17 protein-coding genes and 1 tRNA gene are annotated in these 14,932 nt (G+C 68.3%); 7 read left to right on the forward strand and 11 right to left on the reverse strand.

The window, feature by feature from the left end; all coding sequences use genetic code 11:
- Position 1: 1 nt before the first annotated feature.
- On the reverse strand, positions 2–598 hold the full coding sequence (locus tag ABTU82_RS08700; RefSeq protein ID WP_407173310.1) for a TetR/AcrR family transcriptional regulator: 597 nt from the start codon (positions 596–598) through the stop codon (positions 2–4).
- A 39-nt stretch (positions 599–637) separates the two neighbouring features.
- Between ABTU82_RS08700 and ABTU82_RS08705 the strand changes: the two genes are divergently transcribed.
- Positions 638–1,060 (forward strand): NUDIX hydrolase, encoded by a 423-nt coding sequence (locus ABTU82_RS08705; protein WP_407172933.1) that lies wholly within the window; start codon positions 638–640, stop codon positions 1,058–1,060.
- Here ABTU82_RS08705 and ABTU82_RS08710 read toward each other — a convergent pair.
- Both ABTU82_RS08710 and ABTU82_RS08715 read right to left on the reverse strand, forming a co-directional pair.
- Positions 1,057–1,515, reverse strand: coding sequence for an aminoacyl-tRNA deacylase (locus ABTU82_RS08710; RefSeq protein ID WP_407172935.1), 459 nt, complete (start codon positions 1,513–1,515; stop codon positions 1,057–1,059). The genes ABTU82_RS08705 and ABTU82_RS08710 overlap by 4 nt on opposite strands.
- 20 nt (positions 1,516–1,535) lie before the next feature.
- Positions 1,536–2,117, reverse strand: a complete 582-nt coding sequence (locus ABTU82_RS08715; protein ID WP_116647269.1) for a DNA helicase — start codon at positions 2,115–2,117, stop codon at positions 1,536–1,538.
- A gap of 101 nt (positions 2,118–2,218) precedes the next feature.
- Between ABTU82_RS08715 and ABTU82_RS08720 the strand changes: the two genes are divergently transcribed.
- Positions 2,219–2,776 carry a peptidylprolyl isomerase gene (locus ABTU82_RS08720; protein WP_116646975.1) on the forward strand — a complete coding sequence of 186 codons (558 nt, stop codon included), beginning with the start codon at positions 2,219–2,221 and terminating at the stop codon, positions 2,774–2,776.
- 10 nt (positions 2,777–2,786) lie between these two features.
- Positions 2,787–3,710: a rhomboid family intramembrane serine protease gene (locus ABTU82_RS08725; protein ID WP_407172937.1), complete on the forward strand. Its 924-nt coding sequence runs from the start codon at positions 2,787–2,789 to the stop codon at positions 3,708–3,710.
- A gap of 60 nt (positions 3,711–3,770) precedes the next feature.
- On the opposite strand, the gene ABTU82_RS08730 is transcribed toward ABTU82_RS08725, so the two are convergent.
- Positions 3,771–4,010 (reverse strand): cell division protein CrgA, encoded by a 240-nt coding sequence (locus ABTU82_RS08730; RefSeq protein ID WP_121150989.1) that lies wholly within the window; start codon positions 4,008–4,010, stop codon positions 3,771–3,773.
- A gap of 53 nt (positions 4,011–4,063) precedes the next feature.
- Between ABTU82_RS08730 and ABTU82_RS08735 the strand changes: the two genes are divergently transcribed.
- Genes ABTU82_RS08735 through ABTU82_RS08745 form a run of 3 tightly spaced genes read left to right on the forward strand, consistent with a single transcriptional unit; the run spans position 4,064 to position 5,678 of the window.
- The gene (locus tag ABTU82_RS08735) at positions 4,064–4,864 is read left to right on the forward strand and encodes a class E sortase (RefSeq protein WP_407172939.1); all 801 of its coding nucleotides are present in this window, start codon (positions 4,064–4,066) and stop codon (positions 4,862–4,864) included.
- Positions 4,864–5,019: a hypothetical protein gene (locus tag ABTU82_RS08740; protein WP_165817933.1), complete on the forward strand. Its 156-nt coding sequence runs from the start codon at positions 4,864–4,866 to the stop codon at positions 5,017–5,019. Before ABTU82_RS08735 ends, ABTU82_RS08740 begins: the two co-directional genes overlap by 1 nt.
- Positions 5,016–5,678: an anthranilate synthase component II gene (locus tag ABTU82_RS08745; RefSeq protein ID WP_407172942.1), complete on the forward strand. Its 663-nt coding sequence runs from the start codon at positions 5,016–5,018 to the stop codon at positions 5,676–5,678. Before ABTU82_RS08740 ends, ABTU82_RS08745 begins: the two co-directional genes overlap by 4 nt.
- Here ABTU82_RS08745 and pknB read toward each other — a convergent pair.
- Genes pknB through ABTU82_RS08780 form a run of 7 tightly spaced genes read right to left on the reverse strand, consistent with a single transcriptional unit; the run spans position 5,662 to position 14,579 of the window.
- Positions 5,662–7,401: a Stk1 family PASTA domain-containing Ser/Thr kinase gene (gene pknB / locus ABTU82_RS08750; RefSeq protein ID WP_407172944.1), complete on the reverse strand. Its 1,740-nt coding sequence runs from the start codon at positions 7,399–7,401 to the stop codon at positions 5,662–5,664. The genes ABTU82_RS08745 and pknB overlap by 17 nt on opposite strands.
- Positions 7,398–9,140, reverse strand: a complete 1,743-nt coding sequence (locus tag ABTU82_RS08755; protein ID WP_407172946.1) for a serine/threonine protein kinase — start codon at positions 9,138–9,140, stop codon at positions 7,398–7,400. Before ABTU82_RS08755 ends, pknB begins: the two co-directional genes overlap by 4 nt.
- A complete protein-coding gene (locus tag ABTU82_RS08760) occupies positions 9,137–10,594 on the reverse strand; it encodes a peptidoglycan D,D-transpeptidase FtsI family protein (RefSeq protein WP_116647271.1) in 1,458 nt (485 codons plus the stop codon). Before ABTU82_RS08760 ends, ABTU82_RS08755 begins: the two co-directional genes overlap by 4 nt.
- Before the next feature lie 52 nt (positions 10,595–10,646).
- Entirely contained in the window at positions 10,647–12,044 is a 1,398-nt protein-coding gene (locus tag ABTU82_RS08765; protein ID WP_116646981.1) for an FtsW/RodA/SpoVE family cell cycle protein, read from the reverse strand.
- Positions 12,044–13,282 (reverse strand): PP2C family protein-serine/threonine phosphatase, encoded by a 1,239-nt coding sequence (locus tag ABTU82_RS08770; protein ID WP_116646982.1) that lies wholly within the window; start codon positions 13,280–13,282, stop codon positions 12,044–12,046. Before ABTU82_RS08770 ends, ABTU82_RS08765 begins: the two co-directional genes overlap by 1 nt.
- Before the next feature lie 17 nt (positions 13,283–13,299).
- Positions 13,300–13,842, reverse strand: a complete 543-nt coding sequence (locus ABTU82_RS08775) for an FHA domain-containing protein FhaB/FipA (RefSeq protein ID WP_116646983.1) — start codon at positions 13,840–13,842, stop codon at positions 13,300–13,302.
- A complete protein-coding gene (locus tag ABTU82_RS08780; RefSeq protein WP_407172950.1) occupies positions 13,842–14,579 on the reverse strand; it encodes an FhaA domain-containing protein in 738 nt (245 codons plus the stop codon). The genes ABTU82_RS08775 and ABTU82_RS08780 overlap by 1 nt, the downstream gene beginning before the upstream one ends.
- A gap of 254 nt (positions 14,580–14,833) precedes the next feature.
- Here ABTU82_RS08780 and ABTU82_RS08785 point away from each other — a divergent pair.
- Positions 14,834–14,917: transfer RNA gene (locus ABTU82_RS08785), tRNA-Leu, on the forward strand.
- Positions 14,918–14,932: the final 15 nt, after the last annotated feature.

Consider the following 14,932-nt stretch of genomic DNA (forward strand, 5'->3'; position numbering starts at 1 on the left):
CTCACCCTTCTGAGCGCTCGGTGCGTCCTCCGCCGCCGAACATCGCGGCGACCGCGCGGTCGTGGGCTTCGTCGAGTTCGGCGATATCGGTGCCTTCGAGGAGCGTGAACTGCAATCCACGCCAGAGGGCGAGCAACTGGGTGGCTTCGCGCCGCGCCACAGCGGGTTCACGCCCGTGTGCGAGGAAGAGATCGGTGAGACCGGCCGGCCATTCGGCCCCGACCGCCGCGATCTGGCTCCTGTTCTCGGTCGGCTCACGCACGGCGATCGAGAACGACTCGAACAGCAACGCGACGTAGGCCCGATGCTCCGCCGCGCGTATGGTGCGCCACCCGTAGGCGATGCGCTCCTCGAGTCCGCCGTCGCCGTCTCTCAGGGCGGCCATGAGGCCATGAAGACCGGGGAATCGCTCGTACGCCCGGAGAATGGCGGCCGTGAACAGTTCGTCCTTCGAGCCGAAGTAATACAGAAGCATCCGATTGTTCGATCCGATGTCTTTGGCCAGGCGCGAGAGCGAGATTCCGCCGACTCCGTGTCGCAACATGTAGTCGGCCGCGAGCGAGAGAAGCCTGGCGGCTTCGGGTGAACGCGGTGCCATCACACTCGCCAGCATAGGAGCCTGAGTAATGTGGATCGGATGGATACCAGAGTCGCCGCCTACGCCGTCGTCATCGGCGCCGATGATCGGATGCTGCTGGCGCACTGGAACGAGGGACGCCGGGCGGCGTGGACGCTCCCCGGTGGGGGTCTTGAACCCGGTGAGGATCCCGAGCACGCAGTGCGCCGTGAGGTGCGTGAAGAAACCGGCTATCGGGTTTCGGTCGAGAGCCTGCTCGGTATCCATTCGCGGGTGATACCGGCGTCGAGTCGCCTGACGGCCGACGCTCCGGGTCCGCTGCACACCCTGCGGATCGTGTATCGAGCGCGCATCACCGGCGGACGCCTGCGCAACGAGCTCGACGGTTCCACCGATCGCGCAGCCTGGTTCGACCTGCCCGATGTACGGCATCTGCAGAAGGTCAAGCTCGTCGAGATCGGCCTCAAGATGGCCGGTCGCTAGGACGCCGGAAGGTCACCGGAGATGTCGGCGACCGTTGCGCCGTACGCCTCGATCAGGGCGTCGGCGTCGACGAACAGACTGAATCCGTGGGCGCCCGCGCCCATCGCGATTCGAGTGCCCGCGATGCGCTCGTCGGCGAAGACGGGCCACGCGGTGGAGCTGCCGATCGGAACGATCGTTCCACGCTCATAACCGGTCGCCTCGAGGGCGAGCTCCGGTTCGGGAAGGCGGAGCTTGTTGACGCCGACGATAGCCCGGAGCTTCGGCCAGGAGATGGCCCGATCGCCCGGGATCAAGGCGAACAAGAACGTGTCGTCAGACCGCTTGACGACCAGCGTCTTGACGATATCGGCGGGACGGATCCCCAGGAGCGCGGCGGCGTCGACGAGGCTGTGGGCCGCGGGGCGCTCTCGCACCTCGATGTCGAGCCCGCGCTCGGCGGCTGCCGTGCGCACGCGCTCCGTGGGGTCCGGTGTCACGCGTCGGGGGCGCGCAGCGGGTCGTCGGCCACCCACAGCTCGTCGTCGGCGCGCAGGGTCTGCCACGCGGCGTAGGCCACGCCCACGGCAGCGGCGACACCGAGGATGATGGCGATCACGCCACCGGCGCTGATTCCGTCATGGCGGGGCTGCACGGAGAGCTTCTTCGAGAGCTTCCGGGTCGCCTTCTTGCCGTACTTGTCGGCGCGCTTTGCATACTTCTTCGCGTTGGGGAGTTCGAGGCCGCGTCCCTTGGCGATGCGGTCGCGGGTGTCGTGCGCGGCATCCCACACCGACAGCGCGGATCCGACGACGGCGCCGGCGGCCGGCACGACCTTGTCGGACAGCACGTGCTTGGAGTAGTCGACGCTGCGGTCGACGTAGGGAGCGGCGTACTTCTGGTACGAATCCTGAACGGTGGGTACGACCTGCTCGCGGCCGAAGTAACCCAACTGGCGTCCGGCTTCACGCGCGACGTGCGCGCTCTCCCCGACGAGGACCTGCTGCGATTCCCACAGCTTCGATGCCTGATCCTGAAGCTTGCGGAGTTGCTTTTTGCGCTTACGGCTGAGGCTCACGATGATGCCCTCCCGGATAGATGGGACGTGTGCACCCATACTGCCAGAAGCGGGCTTCTCCGGGCGGAGGGGCTTGCTTATAACTCTGCGAGAATGTACCCATGCCTATCCACAGCGCGGTTGCGACCATCCACACCAACCACGGCGACATCGTCGTGAACCTCTTCGGAGACCAGGCACCCCGCACGGTGCAGAACTTCGTGGGACTCTCCGACGGTTCGCAGGCGTGGACCGACCCGGGCACCGGCAAGCCGGGCGAAGGCGCGCTCTACTCCGACGTGATCTTCCACCGCATCATCCCCAACTTCATGATCCAGGGCGGCGACCCGCTCGGACAGGGCATCGGAGGCCCGGGCTACAACTTCGACGACGAGATCAGCCCCGAACTCGACTTCGCCGCTCCCTACAAGCTCGCGATGGCCAACGCCGGCCTGCGCCGCAACGCCATCACCGGCAAGGCCGAGGGCACCAACGGCTCGCAGTTCTTCATCACGACCGACCCGACCCCGTGGCTCCAGGGCAAGCACACCATCTTCGGCGAGGTCGCCGACGACGCGTCGAAGGCCGTCGTCGACGCGATCGCCGCTGTGCCGACCGGTGCCGGCGACCGTCCGGTCGAGCCCGTCGTGATCTCGTCGATCGACGTCGTCTCCGTCTGATCGCACACCGGTGACCACGGACGAGTTCCGTCGCAACCGCGACAACTTCTGCTACCGGCATCCCGACCGGCAGAGCTTCGTGCTGTGCCAGCGATGCATGCGCACGATCTGTCCCGAGTGCCAGACGCAGGGTGCCGTGGGAGTGATCTGCCCCGAGTGCATGGCGGAGCAGCGGAAGGCTCGAACGCCCGTGCAGCGGAAGGCCGAGCGTCGCTGGGCGCGGAGGCCCCAGGCCCTCGCCGCTGTGTCGAGCGGACGACCCGTGGTCACCCTCGCGATCATCGCGATCACCGCGCTGTTCTACATCCTGACGCTGATCCCGGGTTACGGCCCGGTGATCCAGTCGACGCTGGTGTTCAACAGTGGATTCGTCACGCCCGGTTACCCGTTCCAGCCGTGGCGTGTGCTCACCGCAGCGCTCGCGCACGCGAGCTTCCTGCACCTGGCCCTCAACATGTTCACTCTGTGGATCCTCGGCCGCAGTCTCGAGCCGATGCTGGGTAAGGGCCGTTTCCTCGCGCTGTACCTGATCAGTGCGCTCGGCGGATCCGTGGCAGTGACCCTGCTCGCGCCGCTGACCAGTGTCGTCGGAGCTTCGGGCGCGATCTTCGGTCTGTTCGGCGCGCTGCTCGTCATCGGGCGCCACATCGGTGCCGACATCCGCGTCATCGCGGTGCTGATCGGCATCAACTTCGCTTTCCCGTTCGTGCTCGCGCTGATCAACTCGATCGGCTCGGGATCGTTCGTCGCGGAGCTGAACGCCGTCGGCATCTCCTGGCAGGCGCACCTCGGTGGCCTGGTCGTCGGAGCACTCGTCGGGTTCGTCTACGCGAGAACGCGAGCGCCGAAGCAGCGACCCCTGCAGATCGGGTCGCTCGTCGCCGTCAGCGTCGTGCTCATCGGTCTCCTCGCCGTGCCGTCATTGGTCGGCTGAGAAGTTATCCACAGTTCCATCCACACCTGGGGATGAATCACACGGGTGTAATTCGGTGTGTCAGCGCCAGCGGGTCGTCATGAGGAACCCGATGAACGCGATTCCGAAGCCGATGACCAAGTTCCATGCGCCGATCCCGGGAATCGGGTACTGCATGTTGCTCAGGTAGAAGAAGAGAACCCAGACCAGCCCGACGAGCATGAGCCCGATCATGACGGGCTTGAACCACACCGGATTCGGTGCGGCTTCGCTCTCACTGCGCTCGGCGATCGGGTCTTCGCCACTCGTGGTTCGTGCCATGCCGTCAGTCTAACTCCACGGTGCCACTCATCACGGTGTGGGAGAATCCCTGCGTGCAGACCCTTGAAGACGCCCCACCGGCCACGCGCCGCGAGCGTCGCGCGACGCCGCCCCCGAAGCGCCGTCGTCGGGTCTCGGTCATCGGTGTCGTCGGTGAACTGCTGATGACCGCCGGTGTGATCATCTTCCTCTACGTCGCATGGCAGATGTGGATCGGCGACGTGATCACCGGCGCGCAAGCCAATGCCGCCAGCCAGGAGCTCTCTCAGAGTTGGGCTCAGGAGTACGACCCGGCTCCGCCGGTCGCCGATCCCTCGGTGCCCGAGGCGGAGCCCGTCACCGCCGAGCCGCCGATCCTGCCGCAGCCGGCCGACGCCGAGACGTTCGCGGTGATGTATATCCCGCGCTTCGGGGCGGACTACTCGCGTGAGATCGCCGGCGGAACCACGCGAGCCCGCACGCTCGACACCGATCGCATCGGTCACTACACGGATGCCGCCATGCCGGGCCAGGTGGGCAATTTCTCCGTCGCCGCGCACCGCACGACCTACGGTGCCCCGTTCAACCGTCTCGCGGAGCTGCACGTCGGCGACGCGATCGTGATCGAGACGCAGGAGGGGTGGTACACCTACCGCTTCCGCACCCTTCAGTACGTGAAGCCCACGGAGGTCGACGTGCTGCTCGACGTGCCGCAGGCCCCCGACGTGCCGGCCGGTGAGCGATACATCACGCTGACCAGTTGCAGCCCGATGTTCTCGCTCGCGGAGCGCATCGTCGGGTACGGACTTTTCGAATCGTTCACCCCGAGAGCGGACGGCACCCCGCCCGCCTCACTCACGGAAGCGGTGGTGTGATGTACGGCGCATTGTGGCGGGTGCTGCCCGGGCCGTGGTTCGTGCGGTTGTTGATCCTCCTGATCCTGATTGCTGCGGCGCTCTACGGGCTCTTCTTCTACGCTTTCCCGTGGGTGAGCTCGTTCGTCAATCCGCAGGATCCGACCTTCGGGTGAGCGCGCTGCGCGTCCTCGTCGTCGACAACCACGACAGTTTCGTCCACACCCTCGTCGACTACCTGGCTGAACTGGGTGCGATCGTCACCATGGTCGAGGCTGACGCGATCGATCCGGCGGTGGAGCTCTCGCATCACGATGCGGTGCTGGTCTCGCCGGGTCCGGGTGATCCTGCCGACGCCGGGGCGTCGATCGCCGTGGTCACGAACGCCGCCGAACGCCGCCTCCCGCTCCTCGGCGTCTGCCTCGGGCACCAGGCCATCGGTGCCGCCTACGGGGCGCGCATCGTCCACGCGCCCGAACTCATGCACGGAATGACCTCCGAGGTGCGGCATGACGACAGCATCCTGTTCGCCGGACTCCCCGACCCCTTCACCGCGACGAGGTATCACTCCCTCGCCGTCGACGAGGCCTCGCTCCCGAGCGAGATCGTCGTGACCGCCCGCACCGAGTCGGGCGTCGTGATGGCCCTCGCCCACCGCAGCCTGCCGATGTGGGGCGTGCAGTTCCATCCCGAGAGCATCCTCACCGTCGGCGGACATCGTCTTCTCGGCAACTGGCTGGAGGCAGCCGGGAGCGTCGGGGCCGCAGAGCGAGGGCGGATGCTGCGACCGCGGCGGTCGGACTCCGCTCAGCGCGAAGTCAGCCGGAGCAGCTGATCAGCACGATCTCCGAACGCACGGGAACCTCACCCGGAGCGAGCGACTGCGTGCGCACGGTCGGCGGGTTCGTCGTGGGGCAACTGGGGTCTTGCTCCGTCAGGACGGTGAGACCGATGTCGGCGCTCTCGAGCAGGCGCTTCGCCGCGTCCACCGTGTAGCCCGTGTAGTCGACGATCACCACTCTGCCGCTCGCGACGACGAGGTTGACGGTGCTGCCGACGCCGACCTTCGCGCCCGCGACCTGGTCGGCCTCGAGTACCGTGCCGGCCGCCGCCCCGGGGTCGTTGCGCTGGGTGATCGTGCCGATGGTGAGTCCGGCTTCGGCGAGGGCGGTACGTGCCGCGTCTTCCGAGATGCCGGTGAGAGGGGGGACGGTCGAGGTGGCCTCGCCCTGCGAGACGTAGACCGTGATCAACTGCTGCGCACTGACGGACTCACCCGAGCCGGGGTCGGTGCGGATGACGTTGCCCTCCGTCACGGAGTCGCTCGGTTCGTTCACGCGGGACGCACGAAGATCGTTCTCGCTGAGCACGTCTGCGGCGCGGTCGTAGGCCATGTCGACGATGTCGGGCACGACGCGTGCGCTGCTCGGGACCTCGTCGGCCGGCCTGATCGAGAGCACCCAGAAAAGCACCGAGACGAGGAGCACCGCGAGCAGCGCGACACCCGCCCACACCCACGCGACCGGGGGACCCGCCTGGGTACGACGCATCGTGGTGTCGGTGCTGAGCTGACGGAGCGATCGTGCCGTCTCCGCGGCCTGTCGCGGATTGGGCCCGTACAGTTCGCTCGTCAGCGCGCCGAGCTGTCGTTTCGTCGGGGCCTTGCCACCGACCGCGGCGTCGAGTGCCTCGCGGAAAGCCGCAGCATCCGGGTACCGCTGGAAGGGGTCTTTCGCCAGCGCACGGAGCACCACGGCGTCGAGACCGCGGGGCACCGACTCGTTCAGCTCGGACGGCGGTACGGGGGTCTCGCTGACGTGCTGGTAGGCGACGGCCACCGGGGTGTCGCCCCGGAAGGGCGGGCGTCCGGTGAGGAGTTCGTACAGCACGACGCCCGTGGAGTAGAGGTCGGCGCGGGCGTCGACCGGTTCGCCCTTCGCCTGCTCGGGCGAGAAGTAGGCGGCCGTTCCGATGATCGCGGTCGTCTCGGCGACGGTCGACGACGAGTCGGAGACGGCCCGGGCGATGCCGAAGTCCATGACCTTCACCTCGCCGCGCTCGGCTTCGGCGGTCGACCCGGAGCTGTGCTCCTCGGAGGCGTCGGTGATCATGACGTTGCCGGGCTTGATGTCTCGATGTACGACGCCGGCGCGGTGCGAGTACTCGAGCGCCTCGAGGATGCCGTCGACGTAGCGGAGGGCGTCTGCGGTCGGCACCGGCCCCTGGTCGATGACGTCTTTCAGCAGGGAGCCGTGCACGAGCTCCATCACGATGTAGGGCACGGGTCGCGCCTGACCGTCGGCGCCGACCTCGGTGGCCTCGCCCGCATCGAAGACGCGAACGATCGTCGGGTGCGCCATGCGCGAGGCCGCCTGGGCCTCGAGGCGGAACCGCGTGCGGAACGCGGCGTTGTCGGCGAGTTCGCGCTTGAGGATCTTGATCGCGACCGCGCGTCCGAGGGTCAGGTCGTATCCGCGATAGACCGTCGCCATCCCGCCGCGGCCGATGAGGTCGTCAACGCGATAGCGCCCTGACAGGACGCGCGGTTCCGAGGTCACGGAGTGGAGCTCGTGGTCGGGCTCGGAGTGTTGGGCGCGGCGATCGGCGCGTTGGCCTCCGCCGACGATCCCGAGGTTCGCTCCGTGTTGCTTCCCGTGCACGTGACCGTGTAGCTGACCGTGAGCGTCTGGCCGGGCGCGTTGGCGATCTCGATCTGCGCGTTGCGGTCGTTCGGACCGAAGACGGCCGTCGACTGCCCGTTCGTCGCGAACACGCCGTTGATGGCGGTGAGCGTGTAGGCGCTGACGGTCGGCGTTCCGGCCGGGCAGCTGTATCCGGTCCAGTTCACCGTCGCCGTGCTCGACGGGGTCACCGACGCCGGCAGCGTGGGGTTGCCCGGGGTCGGCATGGGGGTCTGCTCGGCGTAGGTGGTGACCGTGATCGTCGCGCCCTCTGCGACGCCGCCGGTCGGGTTCACCGAGTAGACGACGCCGACCTGGTCTTCGCTGGTCGCGGCGTTGCCCGGCTGGCAGTTGGCGACGAGCCCGGCTTCTTCGAGGATCCCTCGCGCCGCGTCGCACGTCTGGCCGACGAGGCCGAGGGAGCTCACGTCGACCCGGGTCTCGGAGGGGGACGGGGCCGGAGTCGCACTGGACTGGCTAGGACTCGGCGAACGCGGCGGGGTCGCCGAAGACGTGGTCGGATCGGGTGCGGGGTCGTTGTTGACGACCATCGCGAAGATCGTGCCGCCGATGACCAGCACGAGCAGCACGATGAGCGCGATCAGTGGCCACGTCCACGGGCTGCGCTTCTTCTTCGGCTCGTCGGTCAGCGTGTCGTCCGCCACGTCGACGACCGCGGGCGCGGCCATCAGGCGCGTGGCGGCGGACGTGTCGGAACCGGGGGTGAGCAGCTGCGTGAGTTCGTCTGCGCCGGCGGCTCCGGCGATGGCGGGGACGGCGGCGGTGGCTGCCGTGAGATCACCGCGACGCAGAGCGGATGCTGCGCGGGCGACCGCCGCGGCGGAGGCAGGGCGCTCCTCCGGCTTCTTCGCGATCATCGCCATCACGAGGTTCTGCACCGGCACGGCGACGGTCGGCGGAAGAGGTGCCGGCGTCTCATTGATCTGCGCCATCGCGATGGCGACCTGCGACTCGCCCGTGAAGGGGCGCTTTCCGGCGAGGGCTTCGTAGGCCACGATGCCGAGCGAGTAGATGTCGGTGGCCGGCGACGCCGCGTGTCCCGAGGCCTGCTCGGGCGAAAGGTACTGCACGGTGCCCATGACCTGACCGGTAGCCGTCAGCGGCACCTGGTCGGCGATGCGGGCGATGCCGAAGTCGGTGATCTTCACGCGACCGTCGGGGGTGATGAGGAGGTTCCCCGGCTTGATGTCGCGGTGGACGAGACCCGCGGCGTGGGCGGCCTGAAGTGCCGACGCGGTCTGCGCGACGATGTCGAGCGTCTTGTCGGTCGACAGGGAGCCCTCGCGCTCGATGATGGTGGACAGGGCTTCGCCCGGAACCAGTTCCATCACCAGGAAGGCGCTGCCGTCTTCCTCGCCGTAGTCGAAGACGCTCGCGATGCCTTCGTGGTTGACGAGTGCGGCGTGGCGGGCCTCGGCGCGGAAGCGCTCGAGGAACCCCGGGTCGCCCATGTACTCGTCTTTGAGGATCTTGATCGCGACCGTGCGGCCGATGACGTGGTCGGTCGCTTCCCAGACCTCGCCCATCCCGCCGATAGCGATCCGCGAGTCCAGTTCGTAGCGTCCTCCGAAGGTCGCACCCTGTGTTGGTCTCATCTTCCCAGCACCGCCTCCATGACCTTCTTCGCAATCGGTGCCGCGAGGGTGTTCCCGCTGCCCGACTGTCCCTTACCACCGCCGTCTTCGACGACTACCGCTACCGCGACCTGGGGGTCGTCCGCGGGGGCGAATCCGGTGAACCACAGCGTGTACGGCGAGTTGTCGCCGTTCTCCGCGGTGCCAGTCTTTCCGCCGACCTCGACCCCGTCTATTCTTGCACCGGACGCCGCGCCGTCACTGACATTGGCGAGCATCATGCCGACCATCTCGTCGGCGAGAGCCTCGTCCAGAGCGCGGCCGTACTCGCTGTCGGTGGCCGTTTCCTGCACCGACAGGTCGGGTGCGATGACCGAGTCGATCATGCGCGGATTCATCACGACGCCGCCGTTCGCGATACCCGCCGACACCATCGCCATCTGCAGTGGCGTCGCGCGCACATCGCCCTGGCCGTAGCCGGACAGCGCCGTGCGTGCGTCGTCTTCGAGGCGCGGGTACGCCGAGGCGGTCGTTGCCAGGGGGATCTCGAACGTCGAGTTGAATCCGTACTTCTCGGCCTCGGTGCGGATGGCGTCTTGACCGAGCTCCACGGCGAGCTCCGCGAACGGAATGTTGCAGCTCAGGCGGAGCGCGTCGGCGATCGTGACGGTGTCGCCGCCGCCGCACGCGCCGCTGCCGGCGTTGCTGATGGAGGTCGACGTGCCCGGGAGCGTGTAGCTCGAGACGTTGGGCAGCGTCGACTGAGGCGTCCATTCGCCGCTGGCGAGGGCGGCCGAGGCGACGACGAGCTTGAACGTCGAACCGGGCGGGTTCAGGTTGCCGCCGATCGCGCGGTTGAACAACGGATTGCTGGGGTCTGCCTGCAGTTGAGCGTCGGCCGCGTTCACGGCGGCGACGTCGTGGGATGCCAGGGCGTTCGTGTCGAAGCTCGGGCTGGTGACCATTGCGAGGATGCGTCCGGTGCTCGGCTCGATCGCGACGACGGCGCCCTGCAGGTCGCCGAGAGCGTCATAGGCCGCGCGCTGCACCTCGCCGTCGAGCGAGAGCACGATGTTCGACCCGCGGGCCGCCTGCCCGGTGACGATCTGGTCGATGCGCTGCAGGAACTGCTCGGGCGCGGTGCCGCTCAGGGCCCTGTTCTCGGTCTGCTCGAGACCCGTGCGTGAGTCGAGCACGGGGTTGAGGTAGCCGGTGACCGGCGCCCACATGTCGGCGTCGACGTAGAGGCGCTGCCAGCGGTACACGTCGTCGGCGGGCACGGAGGAGGCGATCGCGGTGCCGTCGACGATGATCGACCCCCGCTGCACTTCGTAGGAGTCGTAGCGTGCGCGGGTGTTCTGGGGGTTCTCGGCGAGCGACCCCGACTGGACGACCTGGATCACGCTCGTGGAGGCGAACAGCGCGATGAACATCAGGAGCATCACGATGCTCAGACGGCGAAGCTCTTTCGTCATCGGGTCGTGCCTCCCTTCGTCGTTCGGTGCGTGGTCGTGGTGGGCTGCACGTTCATCCGATGACCACCCGGGGGCGGCTGCGCACAGCATCCGAGATTCTGAGCAGGATCGCGACGATCAGCCAGTTCGCGATCAGCGAGGAGCCGCCCGCGGCGAGGAAGGGCGTCGTCAGACCGGTGAGCGGGATGAGCCGGGTCACGCCGCCGACCATGATGAACACCTGCAGCGCGATCGTGAACGACAGGCCCACCGCGAGCAGCTTGCCGAAGTCGTCTTGACCGGCGACGCCGATGCGGATGCCGCGGCTGGCGAACACCATGTACAGCGCGAGGATCGCGAAGACGCCGACGAGGCCGAGTTCTTCGCCGAGACTCGGGAAGATGTAGTCGCTCTCCGCGACGGGCGTGAGGTAGGGGCGGCCCTGGCCGAGCCCGGTGCCGATGAGACCGCCCTGAGCGAGGCCGAAGATGCCCTGCACGAGCTGGAAGCTCCCGCCGACGCGGTCGATGATCTCGGTGTCGAAGGCGTTGAGCCAGTTGGCGAACCGCCAGCCCACGTAGGTGAGCACCTGGGAGGCGAGCACGGCTCCTGCCACGGCGAGGGTCACACCGATCACGACCCAGCTCGTCTTCCCCGTGGCGACGTAGAGCATGGCGACGAACATGCCGAAGATCAGCAGTCCCGTGCCGAGGTCGCGCTGGAGCACGATGATGCCGAGCGAGATCAGCCAGATCACCAGGAGCGGGCCGAGCTCGCGCGCGCGGGGCCACGTCATGCCGAGGAAGCGGGTGCCGACGGAGGTCAGACTCTCGCGCGTTCGAACGAGGTAGCCGGCGAAGAAAATCGCGAGGGCGATCTTTCCGAGCTCGCCCGGCTGGAACTGGAAGAGGCCGCCGACCGAGATCCAGACGCTGGCGTTGGCGCCGGCGAGACCGAGTCCGGGGATGAAGGGAAGCATCAGGAGCGCGATGCCGGCGAAGCCGAAGACGTACGTGTAGCGGAACAGCACGCGGTAGTTGCGCAGCAGCAGCACGATCGCGAGGGCTCCGGCGGTGGCGATGGCCGCCCAGACGAGCTGCCGGGCCGAGAAGGCGTCCCAGCCGAGCCGGTCGTTCGCGATGTCGAGACGGTAGATCTCGGCGATCCCGAGGCCGGTGAGCAGCGTCGCGATCGGGAGGACGAACGGGTCGGCGGCGCGCGCCCGCAGCCGCAGCACGATGTGCAGCGAGATCGCCAGGGCCGCGGGGATGCCCGCGTAGTAGAAGATCTGCGGGTTCAGGGTGCCGGAGGTGCCGAGCTCGACGAGTGCGACGGCGCCCGCGACGATCACGAGCGCGAAGACGAGCAGTCCGAGCTCGCGGTTGCGCTGCGTCTGCGGCACCCGCAGGCGCCGCAGCGCCTTCATGACGGTGGTGTCGGTCGTGGGCTTGCCGTCTGTGGCCGTGGTCATCATTCCCCCACCCCCGAGGTCTCGCGCAGTCTCGCGACGATCAGCTGCGCGTCCGACAGCGAGCGCGCCGAGATGGTGCCCTCGACGGTCGCGCGGTCGAAGTCGGGCAGGTCGGCCAGAGGGATCTGCGTGTCTTCGTACGGCGTCGAGAGCGTGATCGGGCCGATGGATTGCTGGATGCCGCGGTAGACGACGACCGTGTCGTCGTCGGCTCCGACGAAGTAGCGCGTCTGCGTCCAGTTGTAGGCGAGCACCAGCCCGACCACGATCGCGGCGACCACGAGCGCGAACCCGACGAACCAGCCCACGCGCCGCAGCCGCGCGCGACGGCGGTCTTCTTCGATGAGCTCCTCGAGGAACTCGGCGGCGGGCTCGAAGTGGGTGGGCTCGTTCGCGGCCTGACGGTTGGGGTGCAGCCACCCGCTGCGCCCGACCCGTGCGGCCGGCACCTCGATGCCGCTGGGGTTCGACGCGGAGCCGACGATCGTCGGGGTGCCGATGAAGACCGGATGCTGTCCGCCGACGTCGACGAGCACGATCGTGACGTTGTCGGGGGCGCCGCCGTCGAGGGCCTGCCGCAGGAGAAGGTCGGCGGTGCGTCCGGGCGCGAGGCCGCCGGCCATCGCCTTGGCGGTGTGCGAGTCGTCGACGACACCCGACAGGCCGTCGGAGCAGAGCAGCCAGCGGTCGCCCGGCTGCGTCGGCATGATGAACGTGTCGACCTCGGGATCGGGGTCCATGTCGCCGAGCACGCGCATGAGCACCGAGCGACGCGGGTGGTACCGCGCCTCCTCGGGCGTGATGCGACCCGAGTCGACCAGTCGCTGCACGAACGTGTGGTCGGCGGTGATCTGGGTGAGCGCGTCGTCGCGGTAGAGGTAGATGCGCGAGTCGCCGATGTGACCGATGACCGCGTAGTCGTCGACCATGATGAGGGCGCTCACCGTCGTTCCCATGCCCGAGAGCTCCGGCCGCTGCGCGACCGTGTCGATCAGGGCGACGGCGGTGTCGGCGATGCTGTCGCGCAGCGCGCGCTCGGCCTCGGCGGTGGAGGTGTAGGGCCGGTCGAGCTCGGCGAGGCGGGCGATCGCGAGACTCGACGCGACATCGCCGCCGGCGTGACCGCCCATGCCGTCGGCGACGACGAAGAGGTTCGACCCGGCGTACGCGGAGTCCTGGTTGTTGGACCGCACCTTGCCGGTGTGCGAGATCGCCGCGCTCGAGCCCTGGAAGACCATCGTGAGGAGTCCGCCGCTTACTTCCGCAGTTCGAACGTCGTCGCGCCGACCTTGATGGGCGCGCCGACGTCGATCGCCACCGGCGACGAGACGCGTGAGCCCGCGTGCCAGCTGCCGTTCGTGGAATCGAGGTCTTGCAGCATCCACTGCTCGCCCCACAGCACGAGGCGCGCATGGTGGCTCGAGGTGTAGTCGTCGCGGATGACGAGGCCCGACTCGCTGGATCGCCCGATCGTCAGCGGCTCGGTGCCCAGCGGAAGCTCGAGGCCGGCCTTGGGGCCGCTGGTGATCACGATGCGTGAGACGGTCGCGGTGGTCGCCTTGCCGGTGGGTGCCGCCGAAGCACGGGGCGCGGCGTTGACGATCTCGGTCTTGTCGCTCGGGCGGCCGGGTGCGACCGGCGCCGACGGCGCAGCCGCAGCGGGTGCCGGCTCGGGCATCTTTCGCACCTTGACGCCGAAGAGGTCGGCGCGCAGCGAGTAGACGACGGCGAACACGAAGAACCACAGCAGAACGAGAAAGCCGATCTGCAGCAGGAGGTAGGTGAGGTCGGTGACCATCAGCGCGAGTCTCCTCGTCGAGTGTCGAAGGCACGCGTCGCATCGGGAACCGGCGGTCGCGGCGGTGTCGATGCCTCGGCGACGATGCGGAACACGATGTTCGTGCGGCCGATGGTGACGGTGGCGTCAGGGGGAAGCGGCGCTTCGGTGACCTTGCGGCCCTGCAGCTGCGTGCCGTTCGTCGAGCCGAGGTCGCGCACCATGGCGCGCTCGCCGTCCCAGAGGATCTCGACGTGCTTACGGCTGGTTCCCGCGTCGGGGATGGTGATGTCGGCATCGCTTCCGCGGCCGATGACCGTGCGCGCCGCGACCAGGGGATGCCGCTTGCCGTCGATGTCGACGACCGCGCGCCACGAGACGCTTGCGACGCTCGCGGTCTGCGACTCGACGCGGAGGGTTCCGGTCGACAGGCTCGCATCGCGCTCGATCGTGATCGTCACGGGGCCGGCGAACGAGTAGCCCTGGGTGCGGGCGTGCTTCTTCACGAGGCCGTCGAGCTCTTCGACGAGGGTCTGCCCCAGGGCGCGCATCTTCTCGTCGTCGGCGGCGGAGAGCCGCACGAGGAACGTGTTCGGCGCGAGGATGCGGTCGCGGCTGACGACGGCGGCCTTCGTGTCGAGTTCGCTGCGCAGCGCAGAGGCGATCTCCACGGGCTGGATGCCACTGCGGAAGGTCTTCGCGAACGCGCCGTTGACGGCACGTTCGAGACCCTTCTCGAAACTGTCGAGTAGCCCCACGAGACTCCTTCGGGCAGGCAGATGGTGGCTACATCGTAGTTGCCGCGGCTGGATGCCCCGTGGACGCGCGTCATTGCGTGCGTGTACGGGGGTGTTCGGCGGTCTCACCAAGCGCCGCACCGATGCGAGATGTCGTTCAGGGGTGGGGTTCGTGACGCAGCATCCTCGGTCTCGTACACCTCCTCGATTCGGCAGGGCTCGGCGCGTGATATTCTCGGGAAGTTGAGTGCGCGGTATCTCGGATGCTGCGCCTCGCGCGAGTGGCGGAATAGGTAGACGCGCTGGCTTCAGGTGCCAGTGCCCGCAAGGGCGTGGGGGTTCAAGTCCCCCCTCGCGCACAGACGGGCGCTCTC

It is taken from the genome of Microbacterium deferens (genome assembly GCF_045517775.1).
In the GTDB taxonomy this organism is placed as follows: domain Bacteria; phylum Actinomycetota; class Actinomycetes; order Actinomycetales; family Microbacteriaceae; genus Microbacterium.